We start from the raw sequence: 15,091 nt of genomic DNA on the forward strand, positions 1-15,091 counted from the left end.
GACGAACGGAGCAAGCCACTCGACCGTGTGACCTACTTGAGCAACCGCGACATCCGCCGGTCGGCCAGCGGCCGGCCGCCCGTCTGGCAGGTCGGGCAGTACTGGAACGCCTTGTCCGCGAAGGAGACCTCGCGCACCACGTCACCGCACACCGGGCACGGCAGGCCGGTCCGCGCGTGCACCCGCAGCCCGGACCGCTTCTCACCCTTCAGGGTCGCCGCGGACTGGCCCACGGACCGGGCGACCGCGTCGGTGAGCACGGTGATCAACGCCTCGTGCAGCCGGTCCAGCGCCTCGGCGTCCAGCTTCCCCGCCGTCGCGTACGGCGAGAGCCGGGCGGTGTGCATGACCTCGTCGGAGTAGGCGTTGCCCACGCCCGCCATGACGGTCTGGTCGGTCAACGCGGTCTTCAGCCGCTCGGTGCGGCCCGAGAACAGGTCTTCCAGCTGGGTGCGGGTCAGCGACAGCGCGTCCGGCCCCAGCCGGGCGATGCCCGGCACCTCCGCCGGGTCGCGCACCACCCACGCGGCCAGGCCCTTCTTGGTGCCCGCCTCGGTCAGGTCGAACCCGGGGCCCTCGCCGGGCGGACCCAGGTGCGCGCGCAGCGCCAGCGGACCGCGGCCCGGCTTGGGCGGCGCCACCGCCAGGTGCTCCGACCAGCGCAGCCACCCGGCCCGCGCCAGGTGCACCACCAGGTGCAGGCCGTCGCAGTCCAGGTCCAGGTGCTTGCCGAACCGGCCCGCGCCGGTCACCTCGCGGCCCTGGAGATCGGTCCACGGCGGCGTGAACGTCTTCAGCACCTGCAACGACGCGACGTCCACCCGGTGCACGCGGCGTCCGACGGCGTGCTCGCGCAGGTGGTGGGCAAGGGCCTCGACCTCGGGCAGCTCCGGCACCCGACCAGTGTCACCCGCGAACGGCGATCAGTCGACCGGCTGCAGCGGGCCGTCCAGGTCGGGCAGCGAGTACATCTCGATCTTGCGGGCCACGTTGGCCACCTCGTTGCGCACGGTCAGGAAGCCGCGCACGGAGCCGACCCACCGCTCCGGCGGCAGCTCCTCGGTCTTCTTCGACTCGGCCGCCACCAGCCACGGCCTGCGCACCGCCCAGCGCACCGGGAAGAACAGGAACACCAGGACCAGCGCCACGAGCAGCCACGCGGGCACGACCACCTCGGCGGGCGTCCACGCCACCAGGATGACGCCCATGGCGATGACGATGCCCAGCAGCAGCACCCCCGGGCCGTAACCGCCGCTCACGTCGTGCTCGAAGTCGGCGTCCCGGGACGGGTTGCGCCACTCGATCTGGCTGCGCACCGTCCACATCCGGCCGTCAGCGCCGCGCACCAGCCGCGTCATCACCGTCTCCTCAGACGTCGAGCGATCACTCAGCGCTTCCCACGCTACCGGTGAAGTCTTGCACCTCGTGGGTGAACCACGCGCTCACGCGGGGTCGAGGGAGGTCGGCGTCGGGTGCAGCGTCACCGTCGTCGTCGTGACGGGCCTGGGCCGGCCGGTGGTCGTCACGGCCACCTTGGGCGCCCCGGTGGTGGTCGTGGTGGTCGTGACCACCAGCACCGAACCGGGGTGCGACGTGGTGACCGGCTCCGACGTGGTGCTCACGACCAGGGAGCGGGCCTCGGCCGACGCGGTCGCCCCGGTCGGCTCCACCGGCGGCGGCGCGGGCGCGGTGACGGTGACGAACGTGGTCACCGGCGGCGCCGTCCGCACCACCTGCACCACCTCGGCGCGCCCGGCGTCGCGCGCGTCGGCGGGCGGCGCCGGTGACGGCTCGCTGGTCGCCGCGCCGGTCGCGGTCGTGGTCGGCTCGGTCGAGCACAGCGCCAGCACGTTGTCGCCGGGCGCGCCGTCCGGCCCCGGCTGGAGCAGCGCCGGGCCGGGCGCACCGGTGAACGTGCCGGCCACCACCCCGAACAGCCCGACGGCCGCGGCCGACGCGGTGGCCGCCAGCGCCAGCTTCACCCGGCCGGTGAGCCACGCGGCCTTGCCCAGCACCACCGGGCCGAGCGCCCCCGTGCCGAGCGCCGCCGGACCCACCAGCGCGGTCGCCAGCACCGGCACCGCGATGCTCGCGGCGTGCGCGCGCAGCGTCGAGCACACCTCGACCAGCTCGGCGTGCAGCGCGTTGCAGGACGAGCAGACCCGCAGGTGCTTGCGGATGCGCTTCTGCTCGGCGCCCTGCGCGCCGCCCGCCGTGTACGCGCCGAGCTTGGCCAGCACCGAGCTGCACGCCCGCGGCCCGGTGTCCTCGGCCAGGTGCGCCTGGAGGTACGCCGCCCGCAGCCCCTCGCGGGCCCGCCGGGCCAGCGCCGCCATCGCGTTCGGGCTCAGGCCGTAGCTCGGCGCGACCGCGGCCGGCCGCTCGCCCTCCACCTCGACCTGCCACAGCACCGCGCGCCACCGCTCGGGCAGGCTGGTGAACGCGCGGGAGATCAGCGCGTGCTCCGGCCGCCGCGCGGTGACGTCCGGGAACGGCTCGACCCGGCGGCTCAGCTCCTCGTCCTCCACCGGCACGTCCCGCCGGCGACCGCTCCACTCCCACGCCACCCGGCGCGCGACGGTCAGCAGGTAGGTGCGCACGTGGTCGGTCGGGCCGGTGCCCCGGCGGATCGCCTGGAGCACCCGGAAGAACGCCTCCGCGGTCAGGTCGTCGGCCTCGGCGTGTTCACGCACGTGCCGGAGGGCGAACCGGCGAACGGCGTCGGCGTGACGGGTGAACAGCTCGCCGAACGCGCCGTCGTCGCCCGCCCTGACCCTGGCGAGCAGTTCCCGGTCGAAATCGGCTTCTCCGGCCATCCCGCCCCGGCACCTCCCGCCATGCCTGTGCTCCAGGGTCAAGATGCCACAACCGGCCCCGGTCGGCCCGAAGTGATAGCGAGCCGATACCGAACAACCGACGGTTGGAGTGGGCCGTTCGGGGTACCGGCGGCGGCTGCCCACCGGATCAAGCGCGCTCGCGGTCGGTGACGGACCGGTCACGGGTGGGCGTCAGGTGGTGGGCGACGGCGCTGCGAACGCGGCGGCGACGAGTAGTCTCCTGCCGCGTGGTCGATTGGCGCACAAGGGCTTCCGCCCTCCTCCCCGAGCTGAGCGCCGTTGTCGAGCGCGAGTCGTGGTCCTGCCACGTGTTCCTGTCCGAGCTGGTGCACCTCGCGCTGGAGGCGCACCGCGACGGCGACCGCGAGGTCCTCGGCCGGGTGTACGGCTTCGCCCACTGGTGCTTCCGGCAGCCCGAGCGGTTCCTGGCCGACGCGTCGGTGGTCAGCTTCTACGAGCACGTGTTCGACGAGTGGGAGCTGCGCGACGACGTGGCGCCGTGGCTGCCCGCCGAGGTCGTCGACCGGGTCCGGCCGCTGTGGGAGTGGCGCTGGCCGAAGGAGCGGTTGACCGAGGTCGACCAGCTGCTCGACCGGAAGGGACCCCCCGTCGAAACCCGGTCGGAAGGTGGGCTATAGTTATCTCCAACAGGCGGATGTAGCGCAGTTGGTAGCGCATCACCTTGCCAAGGTGAGGGTCGCGAGTTCGAGTCTCGTCATCCGCTCTGCGAAAGGCCCCGGTGTTCGCACCGGGGCCTTTCTCGTGCACCGGTCAAGGCGCGCCCCGGCGTTCCCCATTAGGTTGGCGTCGAAGGTTCCTCGTCGAAGACGGAGTTGCAGAAATATGGCCACCACCCGCAAGGCGACCACGCACTGGGAAGGCAACCTGATGGAGGGCAACGGCACCGTTGCCCTGGAGTCCTCGGGCGTCGGCAGTTACGCCGTGAGCTGGCCGTCCCGGGCCGAGGCGGCTAATGGCAAGACCAGCCCGGAAGAGCTGATCGCCGCCGCGCACTCGTCCTGCTACTCGATGGCGCTGTCGCACGGCCTCGCGCAGGCGGGCACCCCGCCGCAGCAGGTCGACACCTCGGCCGAGGTGACGTTCCAGCCCGGCACGGGCATCACCGGCATCCACCTGACCGTCACCGCGGTCGTGCCCGGCCTGGACGCCGACGGCTTCGCGGCCGCCGCCGAGAACGCCAAGCAGAACTGCCCGGTCAGCAAGGCGCTCGCCGGCACCGAGATCACGCTGACGGCCACGCTCCAGGCGTGACCGGGGTGTTCGGATGACCTCTGGTACCGGCCCGATACCCGAAGTGTCAGGCCGGTACCGGATGTCCCGGAGGATTTGACCCCAACGGGTGAGGCCGGTAGTCGTTGGGGATGCTCACGGCGTTGAGTGGTCCGGGTCGGCTCGCCTTCGGCGCCCTGATCGGCGCGGCGGTCGCCGCCCTGCTGGCGACGCACGCCGCCGTGAACAGGACGCCGCGCGGCCTGCCGCCGTCCGACGGCGGTGAGATCGTCGTGGTCAAGCGCAACGAGCAGCCGAGCCGGACGGCCACCGTGACCGACGCCACGGTGACGCTGACCACGGTCACCACCACCACGACCACCACGACGACGTCGTCGTCCGGCACGACCACCACGACGACCGAGCCCACCAGCGCCACCACCACCACGAACGTGACGACGACGACCACGAAGCGGCCGACGACGACCACCACCCGGCGGCCCACCACGACGACGACCACGACCACCACGACGACGCGCAGACCGTGCGGAATCCTGTTCTGCTGATCGCCCGGCACCGGATCACCGAGCGTGTTTTGGCAAGATCGAGGGGTGACGTCAAGCCAGGTGCCCACCCAGCCCCAGCGAAGCAACGACACTCCCACGATCCGCATCCAGCCCGCCGCCACCGCCGAACCCGCTTGGCCCACCGCCGAGCCGATGACCGCGACCAACCTCCCCCCGGTCGTGCCGATGACGGCGGTGACCACGAAGTTCGAACCGGTGGCGCCGGGCAGCGGTTTCCCGAACGGTTCTGCGAACGGTTTCCCGAACGGCTCGCTCAACGGCCGGCTGAACGGCGCCCCGAACGGCACCCCGAACGCTTACGCCAACGGCGCGCCCGCCACCCCTCTCACCGCACCCCCCACCCCCGCACCGCAGGCCGCCGCCCCGGCACCGGCCGCGCCGCTCGCCGCAGCACCGGCACCGGCCGCGCCGCACAACGCCGCCTCCGCGCCGCATGCCCCCGCCGGCGCACCGCACACCGCCGTCCCGGCTCCGGCCGCGCCGGTCGCCGCGCCCGCACCGGTCACCGGGTCGGGCGCGCCCGTCGCCGAGCCGACCGAAGTCCTCTCCGCCCCCTCCTCCCCGAACCCCGCTCCCCCGAACCCCGCACCGACCGCAGCCGCCGCCGCCAAGCCGAACCCACCGGCCAAGCCGCGCAGCCGGTTCCGGCGGATCGCGCGGCGCATCGTCGGGCCCAACCTGCTCACCAAGAAGGGCTGAGGCGGCCGGGGGCCACCGGTCTCACGCGGTCTGCGCCCGCGCGTAGAGGCCACCGGACCGCAGCAGCTCGTCGTGCGAGCCGATCTCCGCGATCCGCCCGTCGTCCATCACCACGATGCGGTCGGCGTTGCGGATCGTGGACAGCCGGTGCGCCACCACGAACGCGGTCCGGCCGCGCACCAGCCGGGCCGGCGCCTGCTGCACCAGCGCCTCGGAGTTGTTGTCCAGCGCGGAGGTCGCCTCGTCCAGCACCGGCACGCGCGGGTCGCGGGTCAGCGCCCTGGCGATGGCCAGGCGCTGCTCCTGCCCGCCGGACAGCCGCGCTCCGCGCTCGCCGACCACGGTGTCCAGCCCGGCCGGCAGCCGGTCGACGAACGCCCCCGCGCCGTGTGAGGAGCGCTCCCGCATCCCAGGTCGGCCGATCCACCGCTTTTGCCACGATGGCGGCGGCATCGACCCGGTCGGGGGACGCTCGTCGGAGGGGCGCAACTACCATGTGTTCCCGGCGACCCGGCAGCGTGACAGCCGGTGCGAGTGGACCGGCGGGCGGTGCGCCCGAGCCACGCCAGGAGTGCCCATCGCCGTCGGCTGGGCGGAACGTCACAAGCTGGTGTGATCCGGCACGTCCGGCGGGTCGGTGCGGTTAGGCTCCGCCCGATCGGGCGCGGTGAGAGGGACTGGGATGGGCTGGCAGGAAGAACTCAAGGCTCTCGACGACGCGCTGGCGTCCGGGAAGATCACCCCGGACCAGCACCGCTCTCAGCGCGACGAACTGCTCGCGGCCGTGTCCGGCGGCGGGCCCGCGAGCCCCCGGTGGTCGGCGACGAACCCGGCCGGTGACCAGGGCCAGAACCAGGGCCAGAACCAGGGCCAGGAGGCCGAGCGCACCCAGGTGGTCCCGAGCCCCGGCCCGGTCGACCCCAACAAGACCCAGGTCGTGCGGCCGGTGACCGGCGGGTTCCCCCAGCAGCAACCGCCGGCGCCGCAGCAGCAGCGCCCGTGGCCGCCCCAGCAGCAGCCGCCGCACCCCCACCAGCAGCAGGGCCCGCAGTCGGGCGGCTTCCCCGCCCCGCCGTGGGCGGACAGCGCGCCGTCCTGGCAGATGCAGGGCATGCAGGGCCCGGAGGTGTTCTCCGACACCGGTTCCGGCTCGAAGAAGTGGGTCGGCGTCGTGGTCGGCGTCCTGGTGGTCGCCCTGATCGGCGGCGCGGTCTGGTGGTTCGGCTTCAAGCCCTCCGACGACACCGCCACCGGCACCGGCGGCACGTCCTCCGCCGCCCCGACCGCGGCGGAGAGCGGGTTCACCGCCGACAAGCTGCCCGACCCGGAGGGCAAGCCCGGCCCGAAGAACGGCGAGTACTCCCTGGCCGACGCCAAGTCCGCCAAGGTCGTCAGCGAGAAGGACGTCAAGGCCCTGGAGACCGCGGGCGTGGAGCGCCTGGTGGACAAGGTCGCCGGCAGGAACGGGATGAGCTTCGCGGGCTCCGCGTTCGTCGCCAAGGACGCCACCGCGGCGGTCGAGTTGGCCGACACCCTGGTGCAGAACCAGGCCGCCGCGGGCATGACACCGGTCACCGGCACCTCGCTGCCCGAGTCGGTCTCGGTGATGACCCTGGCGACCGCCCAGCAGTCGCTGTACCGCGCGGTCTACACCTCCGGCGACGTCACGATCCGGATCGCCACCGCGGCGCCCGCGTCCGTGCCGGACAAGACCGTCCGGGAGGCGTTCCAGGCGTACGTCGCCAAGGTCGCCGAATCGGTGAAACCGAGCTGATGACCACGGTGGAGCGCACACCGGTCGACGGCAGCGGCGAGAGCGCGGGCGGGAGCGCGCCCGCGCCCGCCCGCGACCCGTTGCGCTGGTTGCTGCTCGCCCTCGTGCCGGTGCCCGCGCTGATCGCGCTGGCCGAGGCCGTCCGCTCGCCCCGGATGAACTTCAACGACTACTGGGCCGTCCTGGCCAAGGTCGCGAACGAGGACGGCAGCCTGCGCGCGGACGTGCTGCTCGACCTCTACAACGAGCACCCGATCACGCTGGCGGGCCCGCTGTTCTGGCTCGACGCCAAGTTCTTCAGCGCCTACAACTGGGTCCTCGGCGTCGGCAACGTCGTGCTGGTCGCGGTGATGCTCGCCGGGCTGGTGCGGATGCTGCCACCCGCGCTGACCGGACGGACCCGGCTCGCGGTCGTCGTGGCGCTGTCCACGCTGCTGTTCTCGTCCGCCGCGCTGGAGTACTTCGGCATGGGCATGAGCGGCCTGCACTGGCTGGTCGGCCTGGTGCCCGCGGTGCTGGCGATCGGCTTCGCGCAACGCGGGCAGACGGCCGTCGCCGCGGTGCTCGCGGTCGTGGGCTGCTTCGGCCACGGCAGCGCGTTCCCGGTGTGGGCCGCCCTGGCGGTCGTCGCCTGGCTGCGCCGCGACCGCCTCTGGCAGGTGCTGCTGCCGATCGCGCTCGGCGTCGTCACGGTGGTGCTGTGGCTGCTGCCCAGCCGTCCGCCGGAGTACCCGGCGCCGACGCTGCTCGGCGCGGACAGCCTGCTGAGCACCGCGCTGGCGATGCTCGGCCAGGTGTGGGCCGCGCGGGACGTGGAGGTCGCCGCCGTCGCGGGCGCCGTCACGGTCGTGTTCGCGCTGACCGCGCTGGTCCGCGCCCGGCTGGGCGACGCGCCGGTGACCGACTCCGGCTGGTTCGGCCTGGCCGTGCACGTCGTGCTGGTCGCGGGCATGGTCGGCGCGAGCCGCGCGCGGTTCGGCAACGGCGAAGCGCTCGGCCCGCGGTACGCGATGGTCGCGCTGCTGGGCGCGGCGGCGCTGCTGGTGCTGCTGGTGGTCCGCGGCCCGGTGTTGGCGCGCAGGCACGCGGTGCCGATCGCGCTGGTGTTCGGCGTGACCGCGTACGCCGTGGGCAGCGCGAACGCCGCGGCGGTGCGGGCGAACTACCCGAAGCAGCCGGTGCTGGCGGTCGCGATGCGGGTCGGCGCGCTGTCCGTGATCGAGTCGATGAACTCCACGCCGAACGTCATCCCGGTGCTGAAGTCGTTGCGGGCGTACCCGTTCACCGAGGACTTCTCGCTCGGCTGCGGCCCGCACGAGCTGGGCTCGGTGATCGACATGAGCCAGGTCGGCGAGCTGCCCGGCCCGAAGGGCTCGGCGAAGACCGCGGGCGCGGTGGAGACCGGGCCGGTCGAGGGCGACGCGAAGGTGTACGGCTGGGCCGCCGTCGACGGCCACGCGGCGGACTGCGTGCTCGTGGTCGACAGCGGCAGCGAGGTGGTCGGCGGCGGCGCCGTCGGCCTGCCGCGCAAGGACGTGGTCGACACGATCCACGCGACCGGCCGGGCCGGCTGGCAGGTGGTCGCGGAGCCGGGCACGCAGGGCGGTGTGGTGCTCGTCTCCTCCGGCGGGAAGCTCTACCGGACGACGCTGGTCATCGACGTGGAGTGACCCGGCCGGACGCCCCCGGCGGTCGTCGTGGCGACTCAAGATGGTTGCGATGTCGTCCACCGGTGCGGACCGCCCCACCGGGTGGGGCCACAATGTCCAGTGCTCAAGCAACAGGGGAGGGAACCGCCAGATGGCGTGGCAAGACGATTTGCGCGAGCTGGACTCCGCGCTGGCCACGGGGCAGATCTCCGCGGACGACTACCGCCGCCGCCGGGACGAAGTCCTCAGCGCCGCGCAGTCGGCGTCGGCGGAGCCGGACAACCGCGGGCCGTTCCCGCCCCCGTTCAGCTGGGACGCCACCCCGAACCAGGGCAGGCAGCCCGGCGCGGACGCCACCCAGGTGGTGCCCGGCGGCGCGCGCCCGGTCGACGCGGAGCGCACCCAGCACATCCGCCCGGTCCCACCGCCGGACGCGGACCGCACCCAGGTGGTGCCGCCCGGTCAGCAGCAGGCGGGCCCCGGCAGCGGCGGTTTCCCGGCGCAGCAGTTCCCGCAGCCGAACTGGAGCACGGGCAGCGGTGACGCGGCCCCGCCGTGGGGCGGTGGCGGCACCGACGTGTGGGGCGGCGCCCAGGGTCCCGAGGTCTTCGACGACAAGCCGTCCGGCTCGGGCCGCAAGATCGCGCTGATCGCGGTCGTGGTGCTGCTGGTGGCCGGGCTCGGCGTCGGCGCCTACTTCATCTGGGGCCGTGGCGGCTCCGACCCGAACGCGGGCGGCGGCACGCCCACGTCGAGCACGCCCACCACGACCACCACGGTCAAGCCGAAGACGGTGCCGGACGGCCCGTTCGTCGAGGTCAAGGGCAGCGTCCGGCAGTTCAAGACGCTGACCATCGAGGAGGCGCTGGCCGCCAAGGTGCCCACCCTGGAGGAGGCGCAGCTGCTGGAGAGCGTCGGCGTGAAGGACGTGCGCTTCGCGGTGAGCACGGACGACGCGACCTCGCTGTCCCAGGGCATCTGGGCGTTCAACGCCGACAGCCCGGCGGCCGCGACCACCGCGCTGGAGCAGGTCGACGCGCTGTACCAGGCGGCGAGCTTCCAGCTGCTGCCCGACTCGCCGACCGGCGTCCAGGCCAGGCACCTGCCGCTGACCTCGGTGAACACCATGGCGACCTACCGGGCGCACTACCTCAGCGACGGGTTCGTGGTGCGGGTCGAGGCGTACTCGCCGGACGAGCCGACCGCCAAGGCCGCGTTCGACGCGCTGCTCACCCGGCAGCTGGAGGAGTTCCCGCCGACCACGTGACGCGGAGGTGGGGGGCGTGACCGCACGCCCCCCACCCGCTCACCGCCGGGGCGACACCCCGCACTCGGCCAGCACGTCGTCCACCTCGCGGCGGAACGCGGTCCACGAGAACCAGGTCCGGGAGATGTCGAGCAGCGCGTGCTGCACGTCCTGCCACAGCACGTCGTCGGACAGCAGCGCGTCGACCAGCTCCACCATCTCCGCGGCCGACTCGGCCACCAGGTGCTTGGTCAGCCCCTCCAGCCGCAGCCCCTCCGCGCCGACCGGGGTCGTCACGAACGGCAGGCCGGCGGCCATCGAGTCGAGGAACTTCAGCTTGATGCCCGCGCCCAGGCGCATCGGCACCACCTGCACGCGGTAGCGGCCCAGCGCCCAGGACGGGTTCGGCACCCGCCCGACCACCTCGACGCTCGCCGACGCCAGCGCCTTCACCGCGGGCGTCGGGTCCGCGCCCACCACGCCCAGTCGCAGCTCGGGGTGGTGGGCCAGCAGCGGCGGCAGCACGTCGCGCACCAGCTCCAGCACCGCGACCTCGTTCGGGCTGCCCGGCCCGGCCATGAAGCCGCCGAAGTAGGCGATGCCCGACCGGTCGGCCACGCCCGGCACCGCCGCGGGGCTCTCCACCGGGTAGCCGACCACCTTGATCGAGGCGTCCGGCGCGACCCGGCGGGCCCACTCGGCCTCCAGGTCGGTGACGCACACGCCCACGTCGGCCCAGCGGAACGCGGCTTCCTCCACCTCGCGCTGGCGGGTGGCCTCGGCGGACAGCCTGGCCCGCTGCGCCGGGGACGTGGCGTCGTCCACGTACTGCTCCACGCGCCGGTGGAACAGCGACTCGGAGTCGTAGACCTTCACCGCCTGCGGCTGGCTCTGCGCCACCGCGTCGGCGATCCACTGGTAGTTGTGCGGGCGCATCGCGATGACCACGTCGTAGAGCCCGGCGCGCTCGCTGAGCACCTGGAACGGGTTCGAGTGCACCCACACCACCTCGACGCCGAGCTCCAGCAGCGCGGGCGCGTACGCCTCGGCGCGCAGGATGTCGCGGGCCAGGAACGTGATCCGCCGGTTGGGCGCGGCCAGCGCCTCCAGCAGCCGGTGGGTGCGCGGGTCGCCGCTGCCGCGGTCGGCGTTGGGCACCCGGTCGTCCACGACCAGCACCCGCTCGTCCACCAGCACGTCGCGGGCCAGGTAGAACAGCGGCGACTTCCGGTCCGGCGCGGGCAGCGCGGGACGCCCCTCCAGCTCGTCGGCCCAGCGGCGCAGGAACGTGCTGTGGTTGACCTTCATCAGGTCGGTGGCGACGTCGCTGTTGGACGACCCGTGCCGCTGGTGCACGACGGTCGTCCGCGGGTCGACCACGGTGGACCACCCGGCGGCGCGCAGCGCGAAGCACAGGTCGACGTCCTCGAAGTACGCCGTGTCGTAGTCGTTGGAGAAGCCGCCGACCTGGTTGAACGCCCGCCGGCGGACCAGCAGGCAGGCCGCGGAGGCGTAGTCGACCGCGTGCGGGAACAGCGCGTTCTCCGGGCCCACCGGCGCGCCGTCGCCCCACGCCCGGCACCAGCCGTCGGCGCCGACGACCGAGCCGAACTCCTGGATGTCACCGCTCTGATCGCGCAGCACCGGCGCGACCGCGCCGACCGACGGCTGCCCGTCCAGCACCTCGACCAGCGGTTCCAGCCAGTGCGGGCCGACCTCGACGTCGGCGTTGAGGAAGCACACGTACGGCGCGCGCGCGTCGAGGACACCGCGGTTGGAGCCCGCGCCGAAGCCGATGTTGCGGCCCATGACGTGGCCGCGCGCGCCGCGCATGTTCCGGCCGACCCACTGGTCGGTGCCGTCGGTCGAGCCGCTGTCCACCACGATCACCTCGTGCGGGACCGCGGTGTGCTTGGCCACCAGGTACAGGCAGTGGTTGAGCATGGCGCGACCGCCGTAGGAGACCAGCACGATCGAGACCAGCGGAGGGGTCTCGGCGTCGTACGCGGTGTCGGTCACGATCCCGCCTTCCGGATGCGCCCGTACACGTTGCGCAGCGGGTCGGACCACCGCATCAGCTTGGTGTTGCGCAGCGCGGCCAGCTCGCGGCTGTCGTGCGCGAGCTTCTGGTTGATCTCGTCCACCGCCGCGCGCCACTGCGCGCGCACCTCGTCGCGCTCCTCGGTCGCCTCTTCCAACCGCGTGACGAGCGCGGTGCGCTCCACCACCTGGCGCTTGCGCAGCTGCTGGTAGGCGCGGCGCAGCAGCTCGTTCTGCCGGGTCAGCTCGGCGATCCGGGCGGCGGCGTCACCACCGCGCTGCTGCCACGACTTGAGCGCCAGCTCGGCGACGCGGTCGAAGTGCGCGTCCACGGCGGCCTGGAGCCCGCGCAGCCGCTCCGGGTCGGGACGGCGGCCGAAGGCGGCGCGGATGGCGTTGGCCAGCGTGTCGCCGTCGACGCCGCGCTGGTCCGGCGCGCCCATGGTCTCGGCCAGCGCGCGCAGCTTGCTCTGGTCGGACAGGTCGAGCACCACCCACGGCTTGCCGTAGACGAACGCGGCGATGTTGGCGTGGAAGCTCATCGCCACGACGCCCATCGAGCCGTGGATCGCGGCCAGCACGTCCTCGGGCGGCATGCCGCCGGGCAGCCGGTACACGTCGCGGCCGGGCAGGCGGGCGGTCAGCGCGTCGGCGAACAGGTCGTCGCCGTGGCACGGGCCGGTCTCCAGCAGCACGACGTCCGCCGGCACCGCCTCGTCCAGCGCCCACTCCAGCACCTTGGCCAGCTCCGCGGCGCGGTGCACGGCGGACCGGTTGGCCTGCACGATCAGCGCCGGGCGGTCCTCCGGGTACCAGCCCATGAACTTGAAGTACCGCAGCCGCTCGGCCAGCACCTCGGGCTCGACCAGGCGGTCCAGCAGGAAGCCGAGGTCGGGCACGACCGCGACGTCGGTCTCCACGCCGCACGCGCGCAGCCGCTCCAGCGACAGCTCGTCGCGCACCGCCACGTACTCGCGGCGCTCGGTCGCGTCCTTGACCATGCCGGCCTGCTCGGGCGTCGGCACGAACGGGATGCCGACGGCGTTCCAGACCACCGGGTGGTCGGCCTCGTACTCGCCGAGCCCGTCCACGAAGAAGCGGCCGGGCGCCCGGGCGGCCAGCGCCTCGGGGGTCGTGTGGTACGCGCCGGCGAGCAGTTCGTCCTTGAAGTGGATGATCTCGCCGCCGCCGATGAGGGTGAGGTCCGCCTCGGCCGCCAGCTCCGCCACCCGCGGCGGGCTCCACTCGCCGAGCGCGTCGGCGACGAAGCCGCCGTCCATCCGGCACGGGTGCTCCTGCCCGTACGGCGAGTAGGGGCGGACCTGCCACCCGTCCAAGCGGCGGAGGATCTCCCGCTCGGTCACCCTGGGGAACAGGTGGTCGCCGAAGTTGTCGAGGTCGAACGTCCCCCACACCGCGACGGTGCCGACCGGCCGGGTCGTGTCCTGGCTGTTGCTCACAGCCCGAGACTGTAATGACGCCGTTCCGGCGGGGTGGGGGGATCCGCCATGTCGTTACTCACCACGGCGCCCACCCCGCTCTCACTTCGGCCGGGCGGCCAGCTCGGCGGTGATCGTGCCCAGGACGTCCTGGTCCAGCAGCGGGTGCACGCCCGCGACCAGGCTGCGCTCGGACGCCTCGACCACCACCACGTCCTTGCCGGCCAGCATGTCGGCGACCCGTCGCGGGTCCTTCGGGAGCTGGTCGGAGTCCTGCAGGGTCAGGTCGGAGAACGGCGCGACCAGGTCGCGCAGCACGTGCATGCTGAACGAGTCGCCGAGCATCCCGACCTGCGTGTTCACCATGCCGGTGCCGGGCAGCTGGACGAACCGCTTCGGCTCCTCCAGCGGCCGGTCCACCGCGCGCGACCGCGACCGCTTGCCGTCCGGCGCGACGGTGTAGGTCTGCACCCGCTCGCTCTCCGTGCGGCCGAGCAGCCTCGGCAGGTCGGCGGGCACGTCGACGACGTCGCCCTTCTCGACCTTCCAGCCGGCGGTGGCGCCCGGCCGGATCTGCTCGACCAGCGCGCGGGTGTAGACCAGGCCGCCGTCGTGGTTCCAGTGCGTGTCGAGCCGGGAGTACACCGGGCCGCCCGCCTTCTGGGCGGCGGCGCGCAGCCCCGGCCGCAGGTCGAGCGCGCCGGTCTCGGCGGAGAGCCGGTTCCAGAACTCCTCGCGCCGGGGCGCGGCGCAGTCCGCGCCGTAGTACCGGGTGGGCAGGTTCTCCGGGACCATCGTGGACTTGTTCGGCGCGACCACCAGCACGAACTTCCGGCCGGACGACTCGACCGCGGTGCGCAGCGCGCGCAGCCGGGCGAACACGTCGTCCAGCGCCATGGCGGGTTCGCACGCGCCGCGCACGTCCTGGCCGAGGTAGAGCCAGCCGCGCCTGCCCTCGATCACGTCGGGGAAGTCCGACGGCATGGGCGCGTCCCGGTCCTGCGGCGCCGACGTGGTCGTCGGCGGCGGCGCGGGCAGCTGCACCGGGCCGTCGACCTTGGTCTCGCGCTTGAGCTTGGGCGGCTCGCCGAACACGCCCCGGCTGATCCCGTCGGCCGCGATCACCGCCTGCTGCCGCAGCGGCAGGTGGTCGGTGGCCCAGCGGTCGAGGCCGACGAAGAAGTCCCACCCCTGGGTGATCGCCGGGAACTCGGCCAGCTTGCGGTTCTCGAACTCGCCCGGCCGCACGCCGACGACCAGCAGCAGGAGCGGCGTGCAGAAGAAGACGACGGCGGCCACCAGGGCGCCGCGCTGGCGCTCGCTGTGGCGCGGTCGGTAGAAGGCGTGCTCGCGGGGTAGCAGCGACTCGGGCACCGCCGGGAGGCTCTTGGGCGGGTCGACGCTCACGCCGATCAGGGTAGTTGGCGATGTCGTCGCCCGTTCGAGGATCAGCACAAGGTGTGGATTCAAGAACGTGAACCAGTGCAACCCAGCACCCATGACGGGCGTCTCACCGGTGACAGCAGTCCCCACCCAGCGGAGGAACGGCATGTGGCCCACTGTGATGCTGGTCACCACAGGAGCACTGGC

Annotated in this window: 13 protein-coding genes, 1 tRNA gene and 1 pseudogene; 8 read left to right on the forward strand and 7 right to left on the reverse strand. The window is 73.5% G+C overall.

Annotated elements, in window-relative coordinates; genetic code table 11:
- Positions 1-32: 32 nt before the first annotated feature.
- The 3 genes from AB0F89_RS06970 to AB0F89_RS06980 all read right to left on the reverse strand — a co-directional run bounded on the left by AB0F89_RS06970 (position 33) and on the right by AB0F89_RS06980 (position 2,816).
- Positions 33-896, reverse strand: coding sequence for a DNA-formamidopyrimidine glycosylase family protein (locus AB0F89_RS06970; protein ID WP_367133731.1), 864 nt, complete (start codon positions 894-896; stop codon positions 33-35).
- A gap of 27 nt (positions 897-923) precedes the next feature.
- Positions 924-1,358 carry a DUF983 domain-containing protein gene (locus tag AB0F89_RS06975; protein WP_367133733.1) on the reverse strand — a complete coding sequence of 145 codons (435 nt, stop codon included), beginning with the start codon at positions 1,356-1,358 and terminating at the stop codon, positions 924-926.
- Between the two features lie 84 nt (positions 1,359-1,442).
- Positions 1,443-2,816, reverse strand: coding sequence for a sigma-70 family RNA polymerase sigma factor (locus AB0F89_RS06980; protein WP_367133735.1), 1,374 nt, complete (start codon positions 2,814-2,816; stop codon positions 1,443-1,445).
- 248 nt (positions 2,817-3,064) lie between these two features.
- On the opposite strand from AB0F89_RS06980, the gene AB0F89_RS06985 reads away from it, so the two are divergent.
- The 5 genes from AB0F89_RS06985 to AB0F89_RS07005 all read left to right on the forward strand — a co-directional run bounded on the left by AB0F89_RS06985 (position 3,065) and on the right by AB0F89_RS07005 (position 5,353).
- Positions 3,065-3,475: a hypothetical protein gene (locus AB0F89_RS06985; RefSeq protein WP_367133737.1), complete on the forward strand. Its 411-nt coding sequence runs from the start codon at positions 3,065-3,067 to the stop codon at positions 3,473-3,475.
- Between the two features lie 13 nt (positions 3,476-3,488).
- Positions 3,489-3,561 (forward strand) — tRNA-Gly (locus AB0F89_RS06990).
- Positions 3,562-3,680: 119 nt separating this feature from the next.
- Entirely contained in the window at positions 3,681-4,109 is a 429-nt protein-coding gene (locus tag AB0F89_RS06995) for an OsmC family protein (protein WP_367133740.1), read from the forward strand.
- Between the two features lie 122 nt (positions 4,110-4,231).
- Positions 4,232-4,633: a hypothetical protein gene (locus AB0F89_RS07000; RefSeq protein ID WP_367133742.1), complete on the forward strand. Its 402-nt coding sequence runs from the start codon at positions 4,232-4,234 to the stop codon at positions 4,631-4,633.
- A 45-nt stretch (positions 4,634-4,678) separates the two neighbouring features.
- Positions 4,679-5,353 carry a hypothetical protein gene (locus AB0F89_RS07005; RefSeq protein WP_367133744.1) on the forward strand — a complete coding sequence of 225 codons (675 nt, stop codon included), beginning with the start codon at positions 4,679-4,681 and terminating at the stop codon, positions 5,351-5,353.
- A 21-nt stretch (positions 5,354-5,374) separates the two neighbouring features.
- Here AB0F89_RS07005 and AB0F89_RS07010 read toward each other — a convergent pair.
- Positions 5,375-5,716 (reverse strand): annotated as a pseudogene (locus AB0F89_RS07010) (ATP-binding cassette domain-containing protein); the annotation flags it as partial.
- Between the two features lie 319 nt (positions 5,717-6,035).
- On the opposite strand from AB0F89_RS07010, the gene AB0F89_RS07015 reads away from it, so the two are divergent.
- The 3 genes from AB0F89_RS07015 to AB0F89_RS07025 all read left to right on the forward strand — a co-directional run bounded on the left by AB0F89_RS07015 (position 6,036) and on the right by AB0F89_RS07025 (position 10,043).
- A complete protein-coding gene (locus AB0F89_RS07015) occupies positions 6,036-7,127 on the forward strand; it encodes a hypothetical protein (protein ID WP_367133746.1) in 1,092 nt (363 codons plus the stop codon).
- Positions 7,127-8,797: a hypothetical protein gene (locus AB0F89_RS07020; RefSeq protein WP_367133748.1), complete on the forward strand. Its 1,671-nt coding sequence runs from the start codon at positions 7,127-7,129 to the stop codon at positions 8,795-8,797. The genes AB0F89_RS07015 and AB0F89_RS07020 overlap by 1 nt, the downstream gene beginning before the upstream one ends.
- A 130-nt stretch (positions 8,798-8,927) precedes the next feature.
- On the forward strand, positions 8,928-10,043 hold the full coding sequence (locus AB0F89_RS07025) for a hypothetical protein (protein WP_367133750.1): 1,116 nt from the start codon (positions 8,928-8,930) through the stop codon (positions 10,041-10,043).
- A 39-nt stretch (positions 10,044-10,082) separates the two neighbouring features.
- Here the strand turns inward: AB0F89_RS07025 and AB0F89_RS07030 are convergent, their stop codons facing one another.
- The 3 genes from AB0F89_RS07030 to AB0F89_RS07040 all read right to left on the reverse strand — a co-directional run bounded on the left by AB0F89_RS07030 (position 10,083) and on the right by AB0F89_RS07040 (position 14,908).
- A complete protein-coding gene (locus AB0F89_RS07030; protein WP_367133753.1) occupies positions 10,083-12,041 on the reverse strand; it encodes a glycosyltransferase in 1,959 nt (652 codons plus the stop codon).
- Entirely contained in the window at positions 12,038-13,522 is a 1,485-nt protein-coding gene (locus tag AB0F89_RS07035; RefSeq protein WP_367133755.1) for a polysaccharide pyruvyl transferase family protein, read from the reverse strand. The genes AB0F89_RS07030 and AB0F89_RS07035 overlap by 4 nt, the downstream gene beginning before the upstream one ends.
- An 81-nt stretch (positions 13,523-13,603) precedes the next feature.
- Positions 13,604-14,908, reverse strand: coding sequence for a hypothetical protein (locus AB0F89_RS07040; protein WP_367133757.1), 1,305 nt, complete (start codon positions 14,906-14,908; stop codon positions 13,604-13,606).
- Positions 14,909-15,091: the final 183 nt, after the last annotated feature.

This window comes from Saccharothrix sp. HUAS TT1, from assembly GCF_040744945.1.
Lineage (GTDB): Bacteria > Actinomycetota > Actinomycetes > Mycobacteriales > Pseudonocardiaceae > Actinosynnema.

Coding starts and splice junctions, on each gene's coding strand:
- AB0F89_RS06995 (WP_367133740.1), top strand. CDS start 3,681: ATGGCCACCACCCGCAAGGCGACCACGCACTGGGAAGGCAACCTGATG.
- AB0F89_RS06975 (WP_367133733.1), bottom strand. CDS start 1,358: ATGACGCGGCTGGTGCGCGGCGCTGACGGCCGGATGTGGACGGTGCGC.
- AB0F89_RS07020 (WP_367133748.1), top strand. CDS start 7,127: ATGACCACGGTGGAGCGCACACCGGTCGACGGCAGCGGCGAGAGCGCG.
- AB0F89_RS07015 (WP_367133746.1), top strand. CDS start 6,036: ATGGGCTGGCAGGAAGAACTCAAGGCTCTCGACGACGCGCTGGCGTCC.
- AB0F89_RS07025 (WP_367133750.1), top strand. CDS start 8,928: ATGGCGTGGCAAGACGATTTGCGCGAGCTGGACTCCGCGCTGGCCACG.
- AB0F89_RS06980 (WP_367133735.1), bottom strand. CDS start 2,816: ATGGCCGGAGAAGCCGATTTCGACCGGGAACTGCTCGCCAGGGTCAGG.